At 69.9% G+C, this 20,059-nt stretch carries 19 protein-coding genes; 7 read left to right on the top strand and 12 right to left on the bottom strand.

The features are described from left to right. Window positions 1-381: 381 nt before the first annotated feature. Complete coding sequence (locus AC060L_RS32865; protein ID WP_483802635.1) at window positions 382-1,104, bottom strand: SDR family oxidoreductase; 723 nt, start codon at window positions 1,102-1,104, stop codon at window positions 382-384. Between the two features lie 96 nt (window positions 1,105-1,200). On the opposite strand from AC060L_RS32865, the gene AC060L_RS32860 reads away from it, so the two are divergent. After that, on the top strand, window positions 1,201-2,148 hold the full coding sequence (locus AC060L_RS32860) for an AraC family transcriptional regulator (protein WP_483802634.1): 948 nt from the start codon (window positions 1,201-1,203) through the stop codon (window positions 2,146-2,148). Window positions 2,149-2,377: 229 nt separating this feature from the next. Here the strand turns inward: AC060L_RS32860 and AC060L_RS32855 are convergent, their stop codons facing one another. Then, window positions 2,378-2,836 (bottom strand): hypothetical protein, encoded by a 459-nt coding sequence (locus tag AC060L_RS32855; RefSeq protein WP_483802633.1) that lies wholly within the window; start codon window positions 2,834-2,836, stop codon window positions 2,378-2,380. 290 nt (window positions 2,837-3,126) lie between these two features. Further along, window positions 3,127-6,399: a CHAT domain-containing protein gene (locus AC060L_RS32850; protein ID WP_483802632.1), complete on the bottom strand. Its 3,273-nt coding sequence runs from the start codon at window positions 6,397-6,399 to the stop codon at window positions 3,127-3,129. A 783-nt stretch (window positions 6,400-7,182) separates the two neighbouring features. Here AC060L_RS32850 and AC060L_RS32845 point away from each other — a divergent pair. Continuing rightward, the gene (locus AC060L_RS32845; protein WP_483802631.1) at window positions 7,183-7,704 is read left to right on the top strand and encodes a hypothetical protein; all 522 of its coding nucleotides are present in this window, start codon (window positions 7,183-7,185) and stop codon (window positions 7,702-7,704) included. Beyond that, entirely contained in the window at window positions 7,701-10,700 is a 3,000-nt protein-coding gene (locus tag AC060L_RS32840; protein WP_483802630.1) for a M48 family metalloprotease, read from the top strand. The genes AC060L_RS32845 and AC060L_RS32840 overlap by 4 nt, the downstream gene beginning before the upstream one ends. Here the strand turns inward: AC060L_RS32840 and AC060L_RS32835 are convergent. Further along, entirely contained in the window at window positions 10,685-10,942 is a 258-nt protein-coding gene (locus AC060L_RS32835; RefSeq protein WP_483802629.1) for a hypothetical protein, read from the bottom strand. The genes AC060L_RS32840 and AC060L_RS32835 overlap by 16 nt on opposite strands. Before the next feature lie 215 nt (window positions 10,943-11,157). On the opposite strand from AC060L_RS32835, the gene AC060L_RS32830 reads away from it, so the two are divergent. The 3 genes from AC060L_RS32830 to AC060L_RS32820 all read left to right on the top strand — a co-directional run bounded on the left by AC060L_RS32830 (window position 11,158) and on the right by AC060L_RS32820 (window position 14,427). Continuing rightward, window positions 11,158-12,081: an NAD-dependent epimerase/dehydratase family protein gene (locus tag AC060L_RS32830; protein WP_483802628.1), complete on the top strand. Its 924-nt coding sequence runs from the start codon at window positions 11,158-11,160 to the stop codon at window positions 12,079-12,081. Between the two features lie 6 nt (window positions 12,082-12,087). Further along, window positions 12,088-12,966 carry an RNA polymerase sigma-70 factor gene (locus tag AC060L_RS32825; protein ID WP_483802627.1) on the top strand — a complete coding sequence of 293 codons (879 nt, stop codon included), beginning with the start codon at window positions 12,088-12,090 and terminating at the stop codon, window positions 12,964-12,966. A 543-nt stretch (window positions 12,967-13,509) separates the two neighbouring features. Further along, on the top strand, window positions 13,510-14,427 hold the full coding sequence (locus AC060L_RS32820; RefSeq protein WP_483802626.1) for an ornithine cyclodeaminase family protein: 918 nt from the start codon (window positions 13,510-13,512) through the stop codon (window positions 14,425-14,427). A 479-nt stretch (window positions 14,428-14,906) separates the two neighbouring features. On the opposite strand, the gene AC060L_RS32815 is transcribed toward AC060L_RS32820, so the two are convergent. The 3 genes from AC060L_RS32815 to AC060L_RS32805 form a co-directional block, all read right to left on the bottom strand. Beyond that, the gene (locus AC060L_RS32815) at window positions 14,907-15,029 is read right to left on the bottom strand and encodes an Imm1 family immunity protein (protein ID WP_483802647.1); all 123 of its coding nucleotides are present in this window, start codon (window positions 15,027-15,029) and stop codon (window positions 14,907-14,909) included. A 182-nt stretch (window positions 15,030-15,211) separates the two neighbouring features. Beyond that, window positions 15,212-15,391 carry a DddA-like double-stranded DNA deaminase toxin gene (locus AC060L_RS32810; protein ID WP_483802625.1) on the bottom strand — a complete coding sequence of 60 codons (180 nt, stop codon included), beginning with the start codon at window positions 15,389-15,391 and terminating at the stop codon, window positions 15,212-15,214. Between the two features lie 304 nt (window positions 15,392-15,695). Beyond that, the gene (locus AC060L_RS32805) at window positions 15,696-15,833 is read right to left on the bottom strand and encodes a hypothetical protein (RefSeq protein ID WP_483802624.1); all 138 of its coding nucleotides are present in this window, start codon (window positions 15,831-15,833) and stop codon (window positions 15,696-15,698) included. Window positions 15,834-16,260: 427 nt separating this feature from the next. Between AC060L_RS32805 and AC060L_RS32800 the strand changes: the two genes are divergently transcribed. Continuing rightward, window positions 16,261-16,776 carry a recombinase family protein gene (locus tag AC060L_RS32800; RefSeq protein WP_483802623.1) on the top strand — a complete coding sequence of 172 codons (516 nt, stop codon included), beginning with the start codon at window positions 16,261-16,263 and terminating at the stop codon, window positions 16,774-16,776. A 378-nt stretch (window positions 16,777-17,154) separates the two neighbouring features. On the opposite strand, the gene AC060L_RS32795 is transcribed toward AC060L_RS32800, so the two are convergent. The 5 genes from AC060L_RS32795 to AC060L_RS32775 form a co-directional block, all read right to left on the bottom strand. Further along, window positions 17,155-17,628, bottom strand: coding sequence for a hypothetical protein (locus AC060L_RS32795; protein ID WP_483802622.1), 474 nt, complete (start codon window positions 17,626-17,628; stop codon window positions 17,155-17,157). 81 nt (window positions 17,629-17,709) lie between these two features. Beyond that, entirely contained in the window at window positions 17,710-17,907 is a 198-nt protein-coding gene (locus AC060L_RS32790) for a hypothetical protein (protein ID WP_483802621.1), read from the bottom strand. Beyond that, window positions 17,908-18,159 (bottom strand): hypothetical protein, encoded by a 252-nt coding sequence (locus tag AC060L_RS32785; protein WP_483802620.1) that lies wholly within the window; start codon window positions 18,157-18,159, stop codon window positions 17,908-17,910. A 729-nt stretch (window positions 18,160-18,888) separates the two neighbouring features. Beyond that, on the bottom strand, window positions 18,889-19,056 hold the full coding sequence (locus tag AC060L_RS32780) for a hypothetical protein (RefSeq protein ID WP_483802619.1): 168 nt from the start codon (window positions 19,054-19,056) through the stop codon (window positions 18,889-18,891). A 349-nt stretch (window positions 19,057-19,405) separates the two neighbouring features. Further along, window positions 19,406-19,924 carry a hypothetical protein gene (locus AC060L_RS32775; protein WP_483802618.1) on the bottom strand — a complete coding sequence of 173 codons (519 nt, stop codon included), beginning with the start codon at window positions 19,922-19,924 and terminating at the stop codon, window positions 19,406-19,408. Between the last annotated feature and the right edge of the window lie 135 nt (window positions 19,925-20,059).

Raw genomic sequence — 20,059 nt, 5'->3', positions numbered from 1 at the left:
TCCTGATGCACAGAATCGTGGTCCTCAGTCGATGACCGTCAGGGCCTATCCAGGCCCAGTTCGCCCACTACCCCCGACCGTCGTCGGCTCACGGTCTGTGTCCCCCTCGGTATTGAACCCCCACGCCGGGTGGGCGCCGGCGGCACGCTGTGCGCACTGGCCCCAGACGCCCCGTCAGGCCGTGACCTCTCCGTAGATGGGGCTGCCGCGAGCCTCCGTTCCCGGATGGTGGGCGGCAGTCTGGCGTGTGGATCGTTTGGCGGGCGGCTTCGCGAATTCCGCTCTGCCCCTGTCCGTGCAGCTCCCGTTCTCCGGCGGAACACGCCAAGGGTGGCGCCGACTGCTGTCGGACCGGCCCTGTCGGCCCGACAGCAGCCGAGGTCAGGCCAGTGCGGCTCCGCCGTCGAGGGTGAGCACCGTGCCGGTCGCGTAGCCGTTGTTCAGGAGGTAGAGGTAGGCCGCCGCAGCCTCCTCGGGGCTGCCGACGCGCTGCACGGGAAGGACGCTGCCTTGCGCTTGGAGGAAGGCGTCCGGCTCGGGCACGGTGCTGTCCCAGAGCTCGGTGCGGATCGCGCCGGGACGCACCGCGTTGACCCGCAGTGGGGCGAGTTCCAGGGCCAGGGATCGCGTCAGGCCTTCGACGGCGGCTGTGATGCTTGCGCCGAGCGAGGCTCCGGGGGCGGGCCGGGTGGCGAAAGTGCCGGAGGTGAAGGTGATCGAGCCGCCGGGACGCAGCTTCGGCGTCGCGTGCTTCGCGGCGAGCAGGGCGCCCCAGAAGCGGCGCTCGAAGAAGGCTCGGGACTCCTCGGCGGTGAGGTCGGCGAGCGTCTTCAGCAGCAGGGACTCGCCCGCTGTGTAGACGAGGTGGTCGAACTCGCCGATCCGCTCGAAGAAGGCGGCGAGTGCGGCCTCGTCGGCGACGTCCAGCACGATGCCTTCGGCCTGGCCGCCGAGCTTCTTCACCGCCAGGTCGACCCGATCCTGGTTGCTGGAGGCCACGACCACGTTCGAGCCCTGAGTCGCTGCGGCCTGGGCGACCGCGAATCCGATGCCGGAGGTGCCACCGATGACGACGACACGCTGGGTGTTTGCTGTGTTATCCATAGCGAGAACGCTACGCGTCACGACCGAGGCAATGAATGGCCATAAGTCTCGATTCTTTGTCTGATCGTCTCGCTATCATCCCGCTATGCTGAGCGTATGGACATACTCAGCGACACGCTCGCGACCCTGCGCACCGGGCGTCCGTCCGTTGTCCGTACCGACGCGCAGGCGCCGTGGGGTGTGCGCTTCCAGCCCATCGCGGGAGCCGGATTCCACGTCGTCGTCGAAGGACACTGCTTTCTCCTCCCCGTCGGCGGCGATCCGATAGCCCTGGGCCCCGGCGACGTCGTGTTCCTGCGGCGCGGCACCGATCACGCCATCTGCGACACGGTCACCAGCGAGCCGGTCGCCTTCGAGCCCGACCGCGTCGACACCTCCTCGCCGATCGGGCGTTTCACCGTCGAGGGCGAGGGCGCCCGCAGCGTGCTGGTGTGCGGGGCCTACCACCTCGACGTCGACCGGCCGCATCCGCTGCTCGGCGACCTCCCGGCGGTCATCCACCTCCCGGCCAGCCCCGGTCGCCATCCGGCGCTGCGCTCGGCGGTCGACCAGCTCTGCGCCGAGATCCACCAGCCTCAGCCGGGTTCGGACTCAGTGGTCACCACGCTCGTCGATCTGCTGCTTCTCTACATCCTGCGGTCCTGGTACGCCGAGTTGCCCAGGGAGCAGACGCAGGGCTGGGCCTCGGCACTGAACGACCCGTTGATCGCCCCGGCGCTGAAGGCGATCCACGACGACCCGGCGCATCCGTGGACCATCGAATCGCTGGGGAACCGGGCCGGGCTGTCGCGCGCGGCGTTCGCCCGGCGGTTCACCACGGTGGTCGGCGAGTCGCCGCTCAGCTATCTGACGACGTGGCGGATGGCCATCGCCGCGCGGATGCTGCGCGAGACGGCCGACCCGCTGAGCGCCGTGGCCGAGAACGCCGGCTACACCTCGCAGTTCGCGTTCGCGAAGGCCTTCAAACGGCACTTCGGCGCCCCGCCTGGGGCATACCGGCGGGAGCGGCGGACGGTATCGGCGCCGCCGTCGGTGCCGGTTTGATTCTCCTGGGCGGGAGTCCGGGTCCTTGATCGTCCGTCAGCGCCCCCAGCGGTTGCCTTCGGGGTTGGTCAGGACGGTGGCGCCGACCCGACCAGGACGCCCTCGCCGCACGCTGATGGACGCCGTCACGCGGTGCTCCAGGCACTCGCCGATCCGGTCCGGCTGCTGACGGCGATTCCGGCCGCGACGCCGCCGGCGCAGCTCCGCAACCTGCAAACCTGTCACGGCGTCAAAAGTCGAAGGAGAGTCCGATCGGATCCGGCAGCGCGGCGCGGTAGGAGGAGAGTGCCCGTCGCCGCCGGACGCTCGCGCGGACGAGTACGTCCAACTGCGCCGAAGCGCCGGCCGGCGCATGAACGATCATGACGAGCCGGTGGGACCCTCGCAGCGGCATCGAGCGGGTGCGGTTGAACTGCCAGGCGGGATCGGGGCGCAGCTCCCGCAGCGCTTCGAGGAACACGTCGGAGACCTGACGGCTCCGGTTCTGCTCGATGCTCAGGCCGCCCGCCTCGACACCGAGGAGCTTCAACTGAGGGCCGATCTTGACCGTCTTCGAGACCTGGGAGGGGTCACTGACCGTCAGGGGAGCCATCGACCAGGCGATCGGGGCGGCGGCCGGGTCCGGCCCGCCGCTCATGGTGAACTCCACTGAGGCCTGGTCGAGTGGTGGGTCGTCATCGCTCGACATGAACGTCACCGCCGAGTGCAGAAGCAGGAATCGGCCCCTCGCCGACTCGGACTCCACGAACGCCGCGAGCTCACGGTCTGCATCCACAATGGCTGGTGACACCGGGGCCACGACCGGGCCGCCCAGTGCCACCCGTCCTGAGAGGACGGGTGCGGGTGTGGTTCCCGCCTGCCGGCCACCGGCACGAGTGCTGCGTTCGTCGAGCCGGAGGTCGACCGGAGTCGATGCCAGTTCGGGCAGGTCAAGGTCGATCACGGACACGACTCCTGGGAGTGTTGAGTGGTGGGACGTCAGCGGTAGCTGCCGAGCAGGGCGAAGGCGCCCCAGTCGCGGTAGTCCGGGAAGGCGGTTCGGGTGGTCGACTGGGCGCACCGGAATGCCTCCGCACGATCCGAGCCGGCCACCAGCCGGGCGTAGAACTCGGTGAAGAACCGGCCGCTGGCGTGCGTCTCGACCGGCCAGAGGGCGACCACCAGGGTCGACACTCCGGCGATCAGGAACGAGGCGGGAAGTCCGCGGATGTTGCCGGCCGAGTCGACCCGTCCGAGTCCCGTCTCGCAGGCCCCCAAGGTGAGCAGGTCCAGTCCACGCAGGTCGCGGCGGATCACGTCGTGGGCATGGATGCGCCCGTCGGCCGTGCGCAGGTACTGGAAGGCGGGAGCAGTCACGGTGTGCCGACCGTGTGTGGCGAGATGGACGCAGCCGGAGGAGGCGAACGCATCGAGCAGCCGCTCCGACGTCGCCTCCGCGTCGAGCAGGGCGCGACCGCCGGTCAGTTCTGCGAGCTTCTCGCATTCGGCGACGGCGTTCTCGAGCGCGTCACGCGTACCGGCGAACCCCAGTCCGACCAGGCTGATGCGCCGGCCAAGAAGCCCGGAACGGGCCGGAAGCGCCCCCAGCAGAGCCGGATTGGGCAGGTAGCTGACTGTCCAGGCCTCGGCCAGCGGCGTACCGCCCAGGTGGAGCAGGTGGCATGGGAGGTACTGCAGCGGACCGTGAGGCACGACGATGAGGTTCGTTCGCCCCTCGGCCCGCCAGCGGGCGAGCTCGCCCTCGATCGCGCCCAACAGCTGAGTACCCATCCAATCGAGCAACCGTTCGCCGCGACGGGTCACCCACCTGGCCCCCGGGTCGTCAAGGAGGGCGTATCGCGTCTCGGTGACGAGCCAGGAGAGGGCGGAGGCGTCCTCGACCTCGCCGTCCTCGTCGGGAGGAACGGAGCAGGTGCCGTGCGCGGTCGTGACTTCCTGGTCCGTCGCCGCGATCAGGTGGACACGGGTACCGGCCGCGAGGTCCGCGCCGATGGTGATCATGACCAGCACGGTCCGGTCATCCACGAGCCGACGGAGATCCACACCGCTCAGCAGTGTGGCCGGGGCCCGGCTCTCGCCGGGAAGCAGTCGGCCATCGAGCTGGGCGTCGTACGCGCTTCGCAGGTTGACCAAGCGCTCGGCGGCGGTCTGGCCAGGGTGCACCGGCCCCGGACGGACGTACGTGCTGAGCAGGATCTCCTCGTCGACCTCCCAGTCGGGCACCGCGGGGTCCGGGTCTGCACCGGCCCGGGTCTCGGCCTCGGCCTCGGCCTCCCGGATCCTTGAGAGCAGCGCCTTGCCCTCCTCGTCCTCCTCCGCTGGAAGCGCCCGGCCGCCGCGGCCCAGCACCGAGGCCAGCCGCCACCCGTTCGCGAGCTGGGCCAGGGCCAGCAGATCGTCAGCGCGTCGCGCACTCGGTGGCTGGTCGGCCAGCGCGTCGGCCGAAGCCGCGTAGATGCTCTGCAGACGATGTGTGCCGGACTCACCCAGCAGGCGCTCCGCGTCGAGCGCCAACTCGCCGAGGCGAGCCACCACGATCCCCCGGTCGTCCTGATAGCCCATCTCGACCAGTTCCAGAAGCCGGTCCAGGCAGTCGCCCACCGGCTCGGCCTGGTCGAGAGCGCAGTAGTCGGCCAGGGCCAGCCCGAGCATGGCCGCCTCCAGGTCAGCCTGACCGGTGAGGCGGGCCACGACTCCGGCGCCCACCGCGAGCTCGCCCCGGAAGAAGGAGATCGCCTCACTGAAGTCCGCCGTCCAGAGCGGAGCCACGTCGACGGCTTCGCGGACCAGCTCGAGTGCGAGGAGCTCCTCGTTGCTGTCCGCGGCCGACGCGGCGAGACCGAGCAGCGACGCGCTCAGAGCCCGCACATCCCACCCCTCGCGGCGGGCCCGTTCCCGCAGGAGGCCGGCGCGCTCGCCGAGCGCTCCGGTGCTCGCGTCCGGAAGGTCCGCCGCGTGCACCTCGACCATGAGCCGGATCTCCTCGACCCAGTGCTCCTGCCGTCTGCCCTCGTCCGCCCAGACCCGCACCAGGCTCTGCCCGCTCCGCGCGAGGTCGAGGGCCCGGCTCGGATCAATCCGCCACAGTAGGTCCATGAGCTGGATGAGCAGGTCCAGCGCCGCCATCGGCCCGCTCCGGCGGACCACTTCCTCCAAAGAGGTGGGGAGCAGGTCGTCCAGGACCTGCTCTTCGAGCTCGAAGTCGTAGTCGACGATGATCGCCAGCACCGACGCCCGCAGATGGGCGAAGTCGGGTCCGGGTAGCTCCGCGAGCGCCACCCTGCCGACCGCGACGAGCTCCGGTCCATCGACCGGGCCACCGAGCAGAGCAGTCCAGTGGAGCGCCTGGCACAGGGCCCTGGCGCACAGCCCGCGATCGGGTCCGGTGAGCAGCTCAAGGGCGCGACGCAGGTAGCCCGCCGCCCGGCCGAACGCCTCCAGCGGGGTCGGGAGCGGGCCGTACCTGTCCAGTAGCCGAGCCGCTTCCTCGGACCCGAGTTCTTCGGCGAGACTGCGGCTCCACGCCCGGATGCCGTGCTCGTAGCTGCCACTCGACTTGTCTGCCGTGTACGGGTCCAGGTGCAGGGTTCCGAGGCGAAGCAGCACCAGCCCGCGGTCGTCCCCGGCCAGCGGGGGGACGGCCGGGTCCGACAGCAGACGTTCGCCCCGCTCCACCGCATCGCGGTAGACCTCGGGGTGCGGCAGGCGACTGACGATCGAGCGGGCGACCTCCAACCACTCCCGCTCCGCCACCAGCCGAGCCGACGCGAGGCGGGCCCGGGTGTCGGTCGACGGCTCCTGGGAGGCTGCCGCGAGCAGCAGCTGTTCGATCTGCATTGCCCGGCCCCACGCGCCGGCCAGGGCGACCGAGGAAGCGTAGGCCGACACCGCCAAGGCGTACAGGTCCGTCAGCAGATCGCCCGACCACTCGGGCGCGAGCACGAGAGCGTATTCGATGCTCGTCTCGCCGCTCCACACGGACTCCCAGAGCCGCTCAAGCGGGCCGGCCCCCAGCGGATAGTCCAGCGGATCACGCAGCAGCTGTCGGCGCAGCTCCCGCAGGACGGCGAGCGCCGCGTCGAGGGCCTCCTGCCTGCCCGGGGCGGCCGCGTCCCGCAGAAGCTGTTCGTCGAGCAGCCGGGGATCGGCTCCGACCAGACTTCGCACGTGGTCGGTGATCTCCGGCTCACTGCCGGCGGACTTGACCGACTCGCCCAGGCGGACGAGTTGCTCGATCACGTTGCCAGTCATCCGCGTACCCCTCTTCGCCGGGTCGGGACGTTCTGGGCCGTCCCGTACCGGCCCGGCCCTGGCCGGACACGAGTGTTGACGTTGCGTCAGGAGAAGACTAGTCGCAACGTCGTGCGGCCAGGGCGGGTGGTCCGGTCAGGTCAGGTCACGTGCGAACCCGCAGCAGTGCGGCGGAGAAGTCGAAAGCCTTTCGAGGCGCAGCAGCTGAAAACCGAATTCACGCACGCCGAAAAGGGGCCTACGGCCGTCGCCGCCGACACCAAACCCGCTGTTCCCGAACACCCGTGATGCAGCGAGACGCCCTCGGAGCAATCACCAGGACGACCACACCAAACCGAACACCACTCCGAGCCGCCAGGGCGGGCCGGACGGCGACCCGGCCCGGACGGCGCCGGACGCGACAGGAGCAGCGACAGGCCACAAGGGCAGCCGGGGTCGGCCGGCAAGGAGTCAGGCGGCCCGGCAGCCCCGCTGCCCAGCAGGCGGGTGTCAACCCCGACAGCCCTCCATGCGGCGCGGCACCCGCCAGGACGCAGCCCCGGCACGTGGCCGGCTGCGGGTGGAACCGTGCTACGGGCGGCTACGTTCCACCCACCATGGGGAAGAAACGCAGACGCTTGGATCCCGTGTGTGTCCTGCCACCAAAGACCACACAGGAAGGCCACCAGGCCGAGCCTGCCGGCAGGAACATCGTGCGGAGTAGCCCCAGCCGGCGTGGGGCACCATAAGCCCATGGTGACGTGCCCCTCCTGGGGTGGCTAACTCCACATGAGGGGCGGGAAATTGACTGAACAGCCCGAGTCGGCTGCCGGGGTTCAGGTACGTGACGTGGTACGCCGGGTGGTGGCCGACTGCGCGCCTGAGGAGACGGTCGTGGTCGAGGGGTTGCTGCGCTACAGCGATGCCGAGGTGCTGGCCCGGCTGCGCCGGCGCAGGCAGGGACGCGACCCGCTCGGCTTCGGTATCGCCGAGGTCGCTCCGCTGGTCGCCCCACTGCTGTGGTTGACGCTGGATGGTGCCCGCAAGAAGCTGGCCGACGCGCTCGTGGACGGGGCTGCGCGCGGCTCGGCGTCGCTCTGGCGGCGCCTCCTGCGGCGGAAGTCGAAGCCCGACGTCATTCCCGCCCTCACCCGCGAGCAGCAGGCGATGGTCAAGCAGATGGTCCTCGACGCGGCCGCGGAGGCCGGGTTGTCGACGCAGAAGGCCAAGCGGATCGCTGACGGCGTCGTCGCCGGACTGGCGCTGGCCGAGCCGAGGACGACGACCGAGCCAGTCGGTGACTGCGGTGTGAGCGAACTGCCGTGACCGCCGTCGCCCCGCGCGGCACCGGACTCGACGAGCGGGTCCTCGGTGCGGGAACGAACGCCCGGTTCGCCCTGCTCCTGTTCCTGCTGGTGTCGGCCAGTGGTTCCATGTTGCTGTCGGTGCTGTCCGCCCTGTACCCCGGCAACATCACCTGGTGTGAGCTTGCCGCCGGCGTTGATCTCAACCATGCCTCCGAGGTGCCGTCGGCGCTGCGCACGACCGGACAGGTGCTGGCGTACCTGCCGTGCGTGGCCCGGTACACCATCGCCCCGCCGTGGTGGCAGATCCTGGTCGGGCCCTCGGTCGTCGTGGCCGTCGCGGCAGCGGCCACGGCCCTGCTGCCGCTGTGGAAGCAACGCCGGGGCCGCTGCGTCCGCCTGAACCTCGTCACCGGCGGCCCCGAGGTCGCCGCGCGCATCGAGGAGCTGGCAGCGGGCCGCGTCGCCCGGATGCCCGAACTGTTCGTCTCGCCGGCCGCGAGCACCAAGAGCGCCTCCGTGTTCGGCACCAACGGCCGCCCCAGGCTGCTCCTGAACGGCGGACTCGTCGCCTGCCGCACCACCGACCCGCAGACGTTCGACGCCGTCGTCCTGCACGAACTCGGCCACATCGCCAACCGGGACCTGACGGTCACCTACGCCACCGTCGCCCTGTGGCGGACGTTCATCGTGCTGGTCGGCATCCCCTACGTGATCTGGTGGTTGTTCGACGCCGTGATCGGGAACGGCCCCGTGACCACCGCCGTGAGCGCGCGCTTCATAGCCCTGCCCGCAGTCACCGCCGTCGTGATGTATGTCGTCCGCGCCGACGTCCTGCGCAGCCGCGAGCTGTACGCCGACCTGACGGCCAACCGATGGGGCGCGCCACTGGCGCACGTCTGGGCCATGATGCCCCCACAGTCCGAGCGTGGGCGCCGGTACCAGTGGGCGAGCGGCCTGCTGGACCAGCTGCGCACCCACCCGCGGTGGGAGATCCGCCGGGATGCCCTCGACGATCCCTCGCCGCTGTTCGCGACCAGCGCGCTGCTGATGTTCTTGACCGGCACCATCGCCACCTTGATGAACTACCAACTGATGCAGTACTTCGAGCCGCACATGGCCGAGCTGAGCGCCTGGGTCGAGCAGGGCCTCGCCGCCGTCCCGGCCGCCGTCGTCACCGCGGCCGCTACCGTGGTGCTGTGGCGGGCGGTGGTCCGTGCCGCGGTGCTGGGCCGGCCGGCTCCCACCGGCGTGCGCGCCGGACTGTGGCTGGGCCTTGGGCTGATCGCCGGATCGCTGATCAACGGCGAGAGCACCGGGGACCTGTGGCTTCCCAGCCGATGGTGGGCGCTGCTGCTGGTCGTCGCGGCCGCGGTCGCGTTCGCGTGCTGGAGCACGCAGTGCGCCCGGTTGGCCGCCGCCTCCTGGCCGGCCCGGTCGCTGCGCTGGCCGCTGACGCTCTGCCTGATCGCGGGGTGGCTGATCCTGGCGGCCTGGTTCGTCTGGTGGGACTTCTACGGGGTGATGTACGCCAACGGGTTCTGGTATGCCCAGGCGGGCATACGCCTGAGCATCACGCACTGGTTCCCCGGCGTGGGCACCGTCCATCCGGACGCGATCGACGTCATGGCCCAGGTGGTCCCGGTGCTGCGCTATGCGGCGTGGCAGCCGTTGACCCCGGCCGCCACGGTCGCGGCGTGGGCCATGCCCCTCACGCTGTGGGCCGGGGGCGCCAAAGGGCGTGGGCGCGGCCGGCTCCGGCGCGCACCCGACACCGCCGGCCAGGAGGGCGAGCCGGGAGAGCACGCGGTTCCTCCCTGGTGGCTGCTTCCCGCGTTGCGGCGCACGGTCGTGGCAGCGCTGATCGGCACGGTGGTCGCGACCCTGGGCGTCGCCGGCGTTCAGGCCTGGCTGCACAGCCTGCACGCCGGAGCGGGGCACCGCGGCGGCATGTACGCCTTCAGCTACGCGATCTGGTCGCTGTGGGCGATTGTCGCCGGCACCGCCGCGGCCAGTGCGGTCGCAGTGGCCGCGGCCCGGTTCCGGCTGGTCGCGGCGCTGGTGGCCGCGGGGATCAGCGCGCTGCTGGGCCTGGGGGCCGCCACCGTGCTGATGTCCGCCGATGGCTGCGTCCAGCCACTGGCCGTTCTCGACACGAGCTGCGGTTGGCGACCCGCCTGGAACCAGTTGCGGGCCGGCAACACCTTCGCCCTGGTGGCGCACAGCACGCTGTTCATGGCCCCGGTTACCGCGGCGGTGGTCACGGCCCTGGCCGTGCTGGTCGGCTGTGCCCGGCGGGCGATCAGGGCGAAGGGCCACGTGCCGGAGCCCCTGCCGGTGCCGCCGACCTCACACACCGGCACCAGCGCACGCTTCGCACCCTCCGTGAGCGCGGTCTTGTCGGCGATCGGCGTACCCGCGGCCGCCTTCGCGACGGCGGCGGTGCTGATCGCGGGCGACGCCGGAACGCAACTCGCCACGCAGGCGCGGCTGACGACCGCTGCCGCGGAGGCCAACTTCCGGCAAAATTCCGGCTTGCCGGTCCTACCGGTTCCGGCGAGCATGCGCCGGCAGCAGGTTCGCGCATGGTACGCGCTCGGCGGTCGCTATCTCCTCTCCTACGGGGTCAGTGACACCAACTCGATCGCGTCGCTGCTGCGTTCGGCGACGCGCGACGACAAGGTACAGGTCACCGCTGCCCTGATGGCCCGGATCCGGCCGCTGTGTCAGGGGGTGTGGAACATCGCCAGCTGGGAGCCCTACTACTTCCAAGTCCCCGACCCGGCTGCGGAATCCTCCTGGTACCGGTACGCCGTGGGCGCCTACCAAGGGGGTCAGGACTGCCTTCGGGCGATCACCGACGGGAACACCGAAGCCTTCAAGAGGGCCATGATCGAGCTCCTGAACGCGGGCATCAGCATCGAAGCCGCGTCGGACCGGGTCACCATGATCATCAATGATCCTTCGGATCCCCTGTACAAGGGCCAGCCGGTCCAGCCACCTCAACCCCGGCTGTGACCGGGCTCGTGCTCCGCGAGTCCGAGGCCCGGGACCGTGCGCTCGGAAGCGTTCACATCGAGGCGGGACGCCGGCTCGTACAGCAACACCTTGACGTTCTGGGGCAGATCGGCGTCCCAGAGTGCGTCGATGTAGTCCTCACGGCGATCTGCGTTCGGCAGTGACGGGCCGTCGCTCGTATCGTCGGCGGTCTCCTGGCGCAGCTCCCGCGCGGCGCTCATGGTGCTGAAACGGATCTTCAAGCACAACCAGGTTGCCTGACGTCATTCTGTCAGGGGTGTCGACGGTCACGTGATTCCCCAGGGCAGACGTCACGCAACTCCCCACCCGCTCGTGTCGCCTCGACCGACTGCAGTGATCCAGATCACTCGTCCTGTTGTCACGTTCGCTGCCGCCTGCCTGTCCCATGGGCGACTCCGTACGGAGCCGAACACGACTACAGGGAAGCGAGAGTGTCATGAAGGTGCTGCTGGCGGGGGCGAGCGGTCTGCTGGGTCAGAAGATCACCCGGGAGCTGCGCGCGAAGGGACACGAGGTCGCCGGGCTCGGCCGCGGGGAGGGCAACACCGTCCGGGCGGACCTGCTGGACCGTCAGGCCGTGCTGCGTGCGGTGGACGGGCTCTGCTTTGACGTGGTCGTGCACGCGGCGACCGCCCTGCAGGGCAAGTCGATGATGCGCCACCAGGACATGGCCGCCACCAACCTGCTGCGCACCGACGGGACCACGAACCTGATCGCCGCCGCCCGGGAGACCGGGGCCCGCCGCATCGTCGTGGAGTCGATGATGTTCGGGTACGGCTACGGCGACCACGGCACCGGCCCGCTCACCGAGGACCAGGACGCCTTCGGCCCGGCCCAGCAGAACCCGTGGCTGGAGCGGCACGTCGGTGCGATGAGCGCCAAGGAGGAGCTGGCGTTCACCGCCGACGGCCTGGAGGCGGTCAGCCTTCGCTTCGGCCTGTTCTACGGCGCGGGCGTCACCGAGACCACGGTGCTGCCGATGCTGCGCAAGCGCGCCCTGCCCGTCGTCGCGGACCAGGGCCGCGCCCTGTCCTGGGTGGACGCGGACGATGCCGCCCGCGCCGTGGCCGCCGCAGTCGGGGCCGGCCGGGCCGGCCAGGCATACAACATCGCCGACGACACCCCGCTCGGCTTCGGTGCCCACGTGCGCGCGGTCGCCGACGCCTTCGGCGCCCCCGCCCCGATGACCATCCCGCTGTGGCTGCTGCGCCCGGCACCGCTGGCACACACCATCATGTCGACCCACCTGCGGCTGGCCAACGCCAAGGCCAGAGCCGAGCTCGGCTGGGTGCCGACGCACCCGAGCAGCGTGGACGGACTCAAGTCCCTTGCCGTGGCCGGCCAGGAGGTGGCAGCCTGACCCCCCGTGATCAACACGAATGCGCCCGTCAAGCCCCTGGACGACTTCGCCGAGCACCGCCGGCTCCTGTTCGCCACCGCCTACCGGCTGCTCGGCAGCGTCGCCGACGCCGAGGACGTACTGCAGGACGCCTGGCTCAAGTGGTCCCGGACCGAGCGGGAGAGCGTGGCCAATCCCCGTGCCTACCTGGTGCGCACGGTCACCAACCTCTCGCTCAACCGCCTCACCTCGGCCCGGGCCACCCGCGAGTCCTACATCGGGCCGTGGCTGCCCGAGCCTCTGATCACCAGCCCGGACGTCGCCGAGGAGGCGGAGTTGGCCGACACCGTCTCCACCGCGATGCTCGTCGTGCTGGAAAGCCTCAGCCCCGTCGAGCGGGCCGTCTTCGTACTGCGCGAGGCCTTCGGGTACTCGTACGCCGAGATCGCCGCGATCCTCGACCGCACCGAGGCTACGGTCCGTCAGACCGCGCACCGCGCCCGCGGCCACGTCCAGGCCCGGCGCCCGCGCTTCGACACCGACCCGGTACAGCGTCGTGACGTCACCGACCGCTTCCTCGCCGCCTGCACCGGCGGCGACCTGAACTCGATGATGGAACTGCTCGCCCCGGACGTGACCGCCTGGTCCGACGGCGGCGGCAAGGTCACCGCGGCCCGCCGCCCCCTGCACGGCACCGACCCCGTCGCCCGCTGGATGCTCGGCGTCCTCGCCAAGCCCGAACTGCAGGGCATGGCATGGCAGCCGGCCACCATCAACGGCGAGCAGGGCGTGCTGTTCACCATGGGCGGCCACCCGGTCGGCGCACTCACCTACGACATCGCCGACGGCCGCATCCAGAACCTGCGCTTCCAGGTCAACCCGGACAAGCTCCGCGGCCTGGCCTGACAGGCAGCCCAGGAGTGGCCCACGGGCGGGCCGGTGTCCGGGCGGTCCGAGGTATCCGAGCACCCGGACACCGGCGAGGAGCACCACCATCCCCATGGGGAATCGTGACCGCCAGGGTGGGGAAATCCGTGACGCTGATCATGCAGACCGTGGGGAATTGCATGACCGCTGACAAGCCTTATGGCAGCTGACCTGCGGTCTCCCCCAACGGGGAACGAGCTATGCGCAGGCTGGACTGGCGGAGCCAACATCGTCAGCCCAGCGCCAAGCTCATCGTGGGTGGCCACCACCAAGCCCCCGGCTCTTGCTCAGCTGCCCGCAGCCGCAAGGGGGGCACCAGGGCGGCACCCCCGCGCTTCTCGGCGACGTACTCGGCGGCACACCTTTCTCACCTGGCCAGGCCGGCGCCCGCCCGCCCGCCCAGGACGAACGACCGGCCACCGCCCCCACAACACCCGCTCACGACACCGCCGTTACACCCGCAGGCCCGGACCGGCAAGATTCCCCTCAGGCACCGCACCCGCCGCCCAGAAAGGGCCCGTCGTGACACTGCTGCTATCCAGCTCCACCGTGCAGGAACTGCTGGACCTGCCGACCGCCCTCCAGGCGCTCACCACTGGCTTCCGCACAACCGCCGACAGCCCGTCCGGGCACCGGATGCGCACCGACCTGCCGGGACCCGGAACAGCCACCGCCCTGCTGCCCGGCCTGCTGCCGGACATTCCCGCATACACGGTGAAGGTCAACGCGAAGTTCCCCGCGGCCTCACCAGCACTGCGCGGCGTCGTCTGCCTGCACTCCCTGACCGACGGCCAACTGCTGGCCCTGATCGACTCGGCCTCGCTCACCGCCTGGCGCACCGGGCTCTCCGCCGCACTCGGCACCCACCTCCTCGCGGCCCAGGACGCGAGGACGATCGCCGTCATCGGTGCAGGCGCCCAAAGCCGCATGACGCTGCACGCCCTGCGGACCCTGCGCCCCCTCGACACGGTGTACGCCTACGACCTGCAACCGGCACGCGCCGCCGAACTCGGGGAGGTGCTGCCCAGCGCGGCCGCCGCCGCCCGCGCCGCCGACATCGTCATCATGGCGACCTGGGCGCGCACACCACTCCTGGACACTGGTGACCTTCGCCCCGGCCTGCACATCACCAGCCTTGGCTCGGACGAGCCGGGCAAGGCGGAGCTCTCCCCCGCGCTGCTGCGCGCGGCCCGCCTCGTCGTGGACGACGCCGTCCTCGCCGCGCAGTCCGGCGTCCTGCACAACGCCGGGCTCCACGCCGACGACGCCGACGCGACCCTGACCGACGTCCTCCTCGATGCCCGTCCCGCCCGCACGGGCGACCGGCCGACCGTGTACGCGCCCATCGGCCTGCCCTGGCAGGACCTGGCCCTCGCCTGGCCCCTCTACCTCGCCGCCACCGCCCACGGCACGGCTCGCGCCTACGACTTCCTTCACTGACAGCACCAGGCCGGGCAGGGCGCTCCCACGGTGCAACGGATCGGCCTCTGGCAGGCAGGGACCTGGTCGAGATACCACTGCCGGACGCACTGTGTGCCGCCGCCCACCGCGTCGGCGTACCCCTATTCGCCACCGACCTGCTGCCCGACCCGCCCGCCTGAACCGCCTCTCCCCCCGTTCTGCTCACCGGACAGCAGGTGCCGGCCGAGGCGCTCAGCCGCCTGGCCAGAGCAGACCGGACACCTATCCCTGGTCGGCCTACACTGCGGCCCGAACGACGCTGCGGCGCCCCCAACGGGTGGTCCGATCGGGGCTGGGCGGTCGATATCGCGCTCGGTGGGGAACGCGGCGAAGCACGCGGCACTGCATCGCGGTGGCTCAGGTCAGCCGCCCGAACTCGAGCTGTCGAAACACCACTGCCACCCCGCTGGGATTCCTCCCGTGGGGTGGCAGTAAGCGTGACGTCTATCGGGAAATCATCAGGGATTGAGCGCCTTCCATTGCACGCATGTCGGACGCTCCCCTCCTGAAGTCAGGAACTCCTTGATGGCCTGACGTACAAGGTCGATCGGGATTTCCGAATGGTCTGGAAACTCCGTCATGTGCCCTGAATGTGATAGACGGGCTGGGCGCGACTCCAGGGAATGAACCTGGGCCAAGTTGTGATGGACTGGGCCGGTCAGAAGCGCATCAATTAGTGCGTCGGCCTCCTCGGGCGAAGCAAGTATTGCAGGAGCTTCATCGTGCTCCACGCGGTATCGCGCTTCGGCGCGGGCCTTCATTGTCAGCTCTCTCCGTAGGTCTTACTCTGCCAGATGCCGCTTGAGTCCTGCCAGTGCACCGTGAGCGTGCGCTTACTGCCGAGCAGTGCGTCCAGCACGTCGTCGCAGCCCAACCTGACTGTACAAGGGGCGGTCGGAAAGTTGATCACCAAATCCGCGTGCGGAATGCCATCCCTTGCCATGATGCCGACGCTGCGACAGGCGGGAATGCCCGCAGGCAGCCCTACTTCATCTACGGATTCTGCCGCGACCCCACGCCGACGCCCGCTCCCAACCCCGCATGCCGCCTAACCCTCTCGCCCGAGAGCGCTCGGTGCCAGGCTGAGCCCATGGCCAGCCACGACGGCGGGGCCGACCAGGTGGTGACCGACCTGGTCGGCCTGTTGCCGGGCGAGTTCACCGAGGCACCGCAACCGCACCGCACCGACCGCCCGCGCCGAAGGCCGGCGCGAGGCCGCCACGGCGTTGGTCGCTCCCGACGGTCCCTCAGGTGTGCAGTTGTTCCGCGATGTGCAGGACGTCGTTCTGATTCATCAGGCGGTCGGCCGTGTGCAGGGTGAACGTGGAGCCGTCGGCGGACCAGGTGAGTGTGTAGCGGTTCCCCGGGCCGAGGGTGAGGGCCACGGGGTGATCTCCGACGGTGACCGGTGCGGGTGAGGGGGCGGGCTGTTCTCCGACGCTCTGGGTGATGCTGACGGAGCCGGCGTCACCGCCGGTGTCGGGGTCACGGATGTAGGTGCTTGTCCAGGCCGGGGCCTGGCCGGCAGGTTCTGGGCCGTGCGCACGGCGCGGGCGTCGAAGGGGGTGATGGCGGCCTTGGTGACCGCGTCGCTGACCGTGCGTCCGCCGAGCGGCGCGTGGAGCGTGGCGGTGACGAGGCGGTCCTGCCAGCCGTCGCAGACGCTATCGGCGTCGGCGTGCCGGGTGCGGGCCAAGGCGACCGTGACACCCCGAATCCCTTCGTGGACGATTAGCCGGGGCCGGTCCTCGCAAGAGGTCCAGGAGACCGCCGCCGTCAGCTGCCGACCGTCGGCGCCGAGCAGGAGATCGGATGAAGCGGCTCGACCGCGACGCCGCCAAGCTCACCGCGCTGGCCGACCACTTGACCGCCCACGGCCTGGTCCTGAAGATGCTCGCCGGGCCACAACCTGGCATCTACGACCCGTCCGGCCCCGGCCGGATGCTGTTCGGGTTCTTCGCCGCGATGGCCGAGACCGAGCGCGAGAGCATCCACGAAGCCACCCTCGAAGGGCTCAACGGGGCGGCCCGCAAGGGCAAGCACGGCGGCCGGCCGTCGGTCATCACCGACGACATGCCGCACACCGTGCTCCGCCGCCGGGCAGCGGGTGAGTCCGTCGAGCAGATCCGCCCCGACCTGATCATCCCCACCGGCAAGCGCAAGGGCAAGAACCCCGGCCTGGCCAGCATCTGCCGGGCACTCGCCGGACAAGAACGAGCCCAGGCGTACCCCGAAGCCGTCGGGCAGGCTCACGCCGACTTCGCCGCCCTCCCCGCAGAAGAGATCCCCCGTCCCCGGCCCGCCGCGGCACGCCACCCCGCCGACTGAGGCACCCCGACCGGGCCTCATTACCCCACCAAGATCACATCATGGCCCCTTTTGCAGGCATCTTGGCTGAACCCCAAGAACAGGTTCGCCGCAGAGGCCGGTGAGTGGGAGCACTCGCTGCGCCGGGTGGACCTTGGGCTGCTGGGCAATGGCTGACCTGACAACAGGGCGTTCGTCGCGCAGTTCCGCCCCGATGCGGTACAGACGGTGGCGTGGCTGCGCTCGGGAGCCGGTTCGCGGTTGCCGTTCGACGGCCTGTCCCCGGAAGCCACCCATCGGCGTCTCGTGGAACGCGCCGACGCTGACGAGCCGTGGAACGAAAGTGACGGCCCGTCAGTGCGGGCGTCACCGCCTCCTGGCTCGGTCGCCTGCGGCTGATCAGCAGGAGTACGGTGCCGGACCACCCCAGTTCGCGCCGTTCGCGTACGCATGCCAGGTGCCCCACGCGGCGGCGCAGCTGACCTGCGCGTAGGCGATGAACGTGTCCGGGTTGGCATCGTGGATGTACATCCCCGGCGAGTCGACGTCTTTGCCGGCCGTCGAGACGGGGCCAGTCACCTGGCCGCCGTTGCTCAACGAATTGATGCTCACGAACACGGTGTCGCTCCGGTAGGGCCCCTGCTGGTAGGCCGTGGCCCACTGGAAGTGCGCCCAGGTGTAGCCGTTGCAGGTGTTGTACACCTGCTCGACCTGGCCGGCGTACATCCCGTGCAGGTTGACGTTGCCCGGCGAGCCGATGTTGATGTAGCCGCAACTGGCCGTAGCCGCTTGCGCGGTGCCGACGGCCCCGAGGCCGACACCAGCCGTGGCAAGCGCTGCCGCGGCCAGAGTGCGGGCGGTGCGTGTGAACATGGTTCCCCCTCAAGCGTGCCCGAGCCTCGAGCATGGACCCCGAATCGCTTCATGTGAAGAGCACCTCGGCCGGCAAGGAGGTCAGCCTGCCGGGCGGCCGAGTGGTTCGAGGAGTTGGGCTTCGAGGTCGGCGATGCGCTTCTCGGCGAAGCGGAGGTTCGAGCGGGCGCCTTCGAGTCGTTCCTGCAGGGTGCGGTGCTCGCGGGTCAGTTGGTGGACGCGATGTTTGAGGGTGGTTTTTTCGCTGGTCAGTGCCTGAAGTGACTCGCCGGGGACCATCTAAGCGGGAACTTCGAGAGCTGCGGCACTGCCGAAGCGATCACCCGGCTGCGCAATATCCTTGGCATTGACCTCTCCAAGAGCGTTGTCGATGAGATCAACCAGCTTGCTCAGTGGCGAAACGCCCTCCAGCATTACGGGCTTGTGGCTCCGGCTGGCGCAGTGGAAGCGCGCGCTGCAAGCATCCTCGACTTCCTCTTGTTGTTCCTCGGTGAACACCTGATCCCTGGGCTCAGCGGCGTTGAGGGCCATGACGCGTTCGCGGGCGCGTTCGACATTCGCCGCAGCCTCATCCGGATGCGAGCCGTCATCAAGGCCCGGATGGACCGCCTTGGTCCTACGCTCGCCCCCACGCGGAGCGGACTGTCCGTCCCGACTGCGGGCAACCGGCCATGGTCGTGGGCAGGGCCCCGTTGCAGTGTGGTTTCTGCGACGAAGAGCACGACAATGCAGAGTATTTTGCGGACTTCTACGTTGCGATCGTTTTGGGCGTGGAGTGGGGTCCCGGCGACGTCGCGGATTGCATAGCGACATGCCCACGCTGCGCCAAACACGCCGTGGTGCTGGCGGCTGGGACCGCCGCTGCTCCGGGGGCACACACCCCACTGTGCTTTGCCTGTGGCCACATCGTCCCCAGCCAGGGGCCCGAAACGGAGGCCGGCAACAGGTCCGTGGAAGTCTGAAGTTCCGCGAAGGGCTCAACGACAAAGGCTCACACGTTCGGCAGTTCAGGCCCGTGCAAGCTCATCTTCCCCAAGGCGAGCTTGCGATAAAACGGCTACACCTCAGCCACCCACCACGCGGTGGCTGAGGTGGGTGGGCACGCGCGAGGAGGGCGCCGCGCCGCGCGGGCAGGAGGATGGTTGCTGTTCAGCCGTTTTATCGCAAGCTCTTCTTGGGGTGTGCCCTGCCGCCGCGGACTCCCCCGCGGCACGAGAACCGGGCGGGCACCCGGCCCACGTGCCGCATCTGACCGAGGCCTCAGCCGGCGGTCGCGCCGACATCATCCAGCCTGGCGTCCTGGTACACCTGGTGCAGAGAGACAAGGAGCGACGTCAGCAGCATGACGGCCACGATCGAGTGCCCATGGTTGAGATGCTCGAACGACAGCTGATGCGCCACGGCATTGCGCGACAGGTTCTCGGGCATCCTGTCGCCCTTCTCGGGCCTGTACCTGCTGTAGAAGGTCCTCAACTGGCGTTATCGGCTTCGGGTGGTTCAGGCACGAATTCCGTGAAGTCGATCAGGTCCCCTGATGGTCCGTCACGGTCTGTGGTCGGCCCGATTGGAGTGGCGCGACCGCACCTGGTGAGACCAAGCCGCGAAGAAGCGCGACGCGGCCGTGGGCGAGGCGCTTCTTGGAGCTGGCGATGCCGAGACGGCGGTGGCCCTCGGCGTGGCCCTTAACGCGCTGGTCGCAGGGCATAGACGTGGGGTATGACTGAGGATCCCAATCACTAGACCAGCCTTGCGAGCAACGGACCCGTCCACCGGGTCTTCAGCGAAGGAATCCGTAGTCACAGAGATCGTCCGGATCGCCGTCCGAACAGAGGGCGAGCGTCGAGCCGAACTCCCAGACCTGGAGGCTCTCCTCGGCAGGCAGCCCGGGGCTCGATGCTTCCCGCGACATCGTCAGCGTGACAGTGGGTTCGCCCTCCTGCGTGGCGAGGGTCCAAGTGCCGACTGCATCGACGCTCGACGGTGGGAGATCCCACCACAGCTCACTGGGAGCGCCGTGGAGGGTGAAGTGCCCATCTGTGCCTAATATCAGGACGCCCTTGCCGTCCACCTCACGCCACATGCCGCCGAGCCGGAGCCCGAGCACCCGATCGGCACTCACCCCGCGTGGCTCCTGCTCCGCCTGGCTGCTGAGACCCCATTGGCCACCTCCGATCAGCACGACAACCCCCGCCGCGAGAACAACAGACCGTTGCCATCTGCAACGCCCCCGGGCACGAAACGCATAGCCCAGCGCCAGCACCATCGCTTCGACCGGCCACAGGATCGCGAGCAGCATGCCGATGTCGCAGCAGATCAATAGAGCTCCCGGTGAACCCTGCCGCGAAGCGGTCGGACGGAGGGCCAACACAAGGCCCGCCGCCCCGACTGCCATCCCCCACAGAGCCGCCACCAACAAGTAGAGCTCCCAAGC

Source organism: Kitasatospora sp. NEAU-69, assembly GCF_057158765.1.
This window is presented reverse-complemented; position numbering and strand designations above follow the sequence as displayed.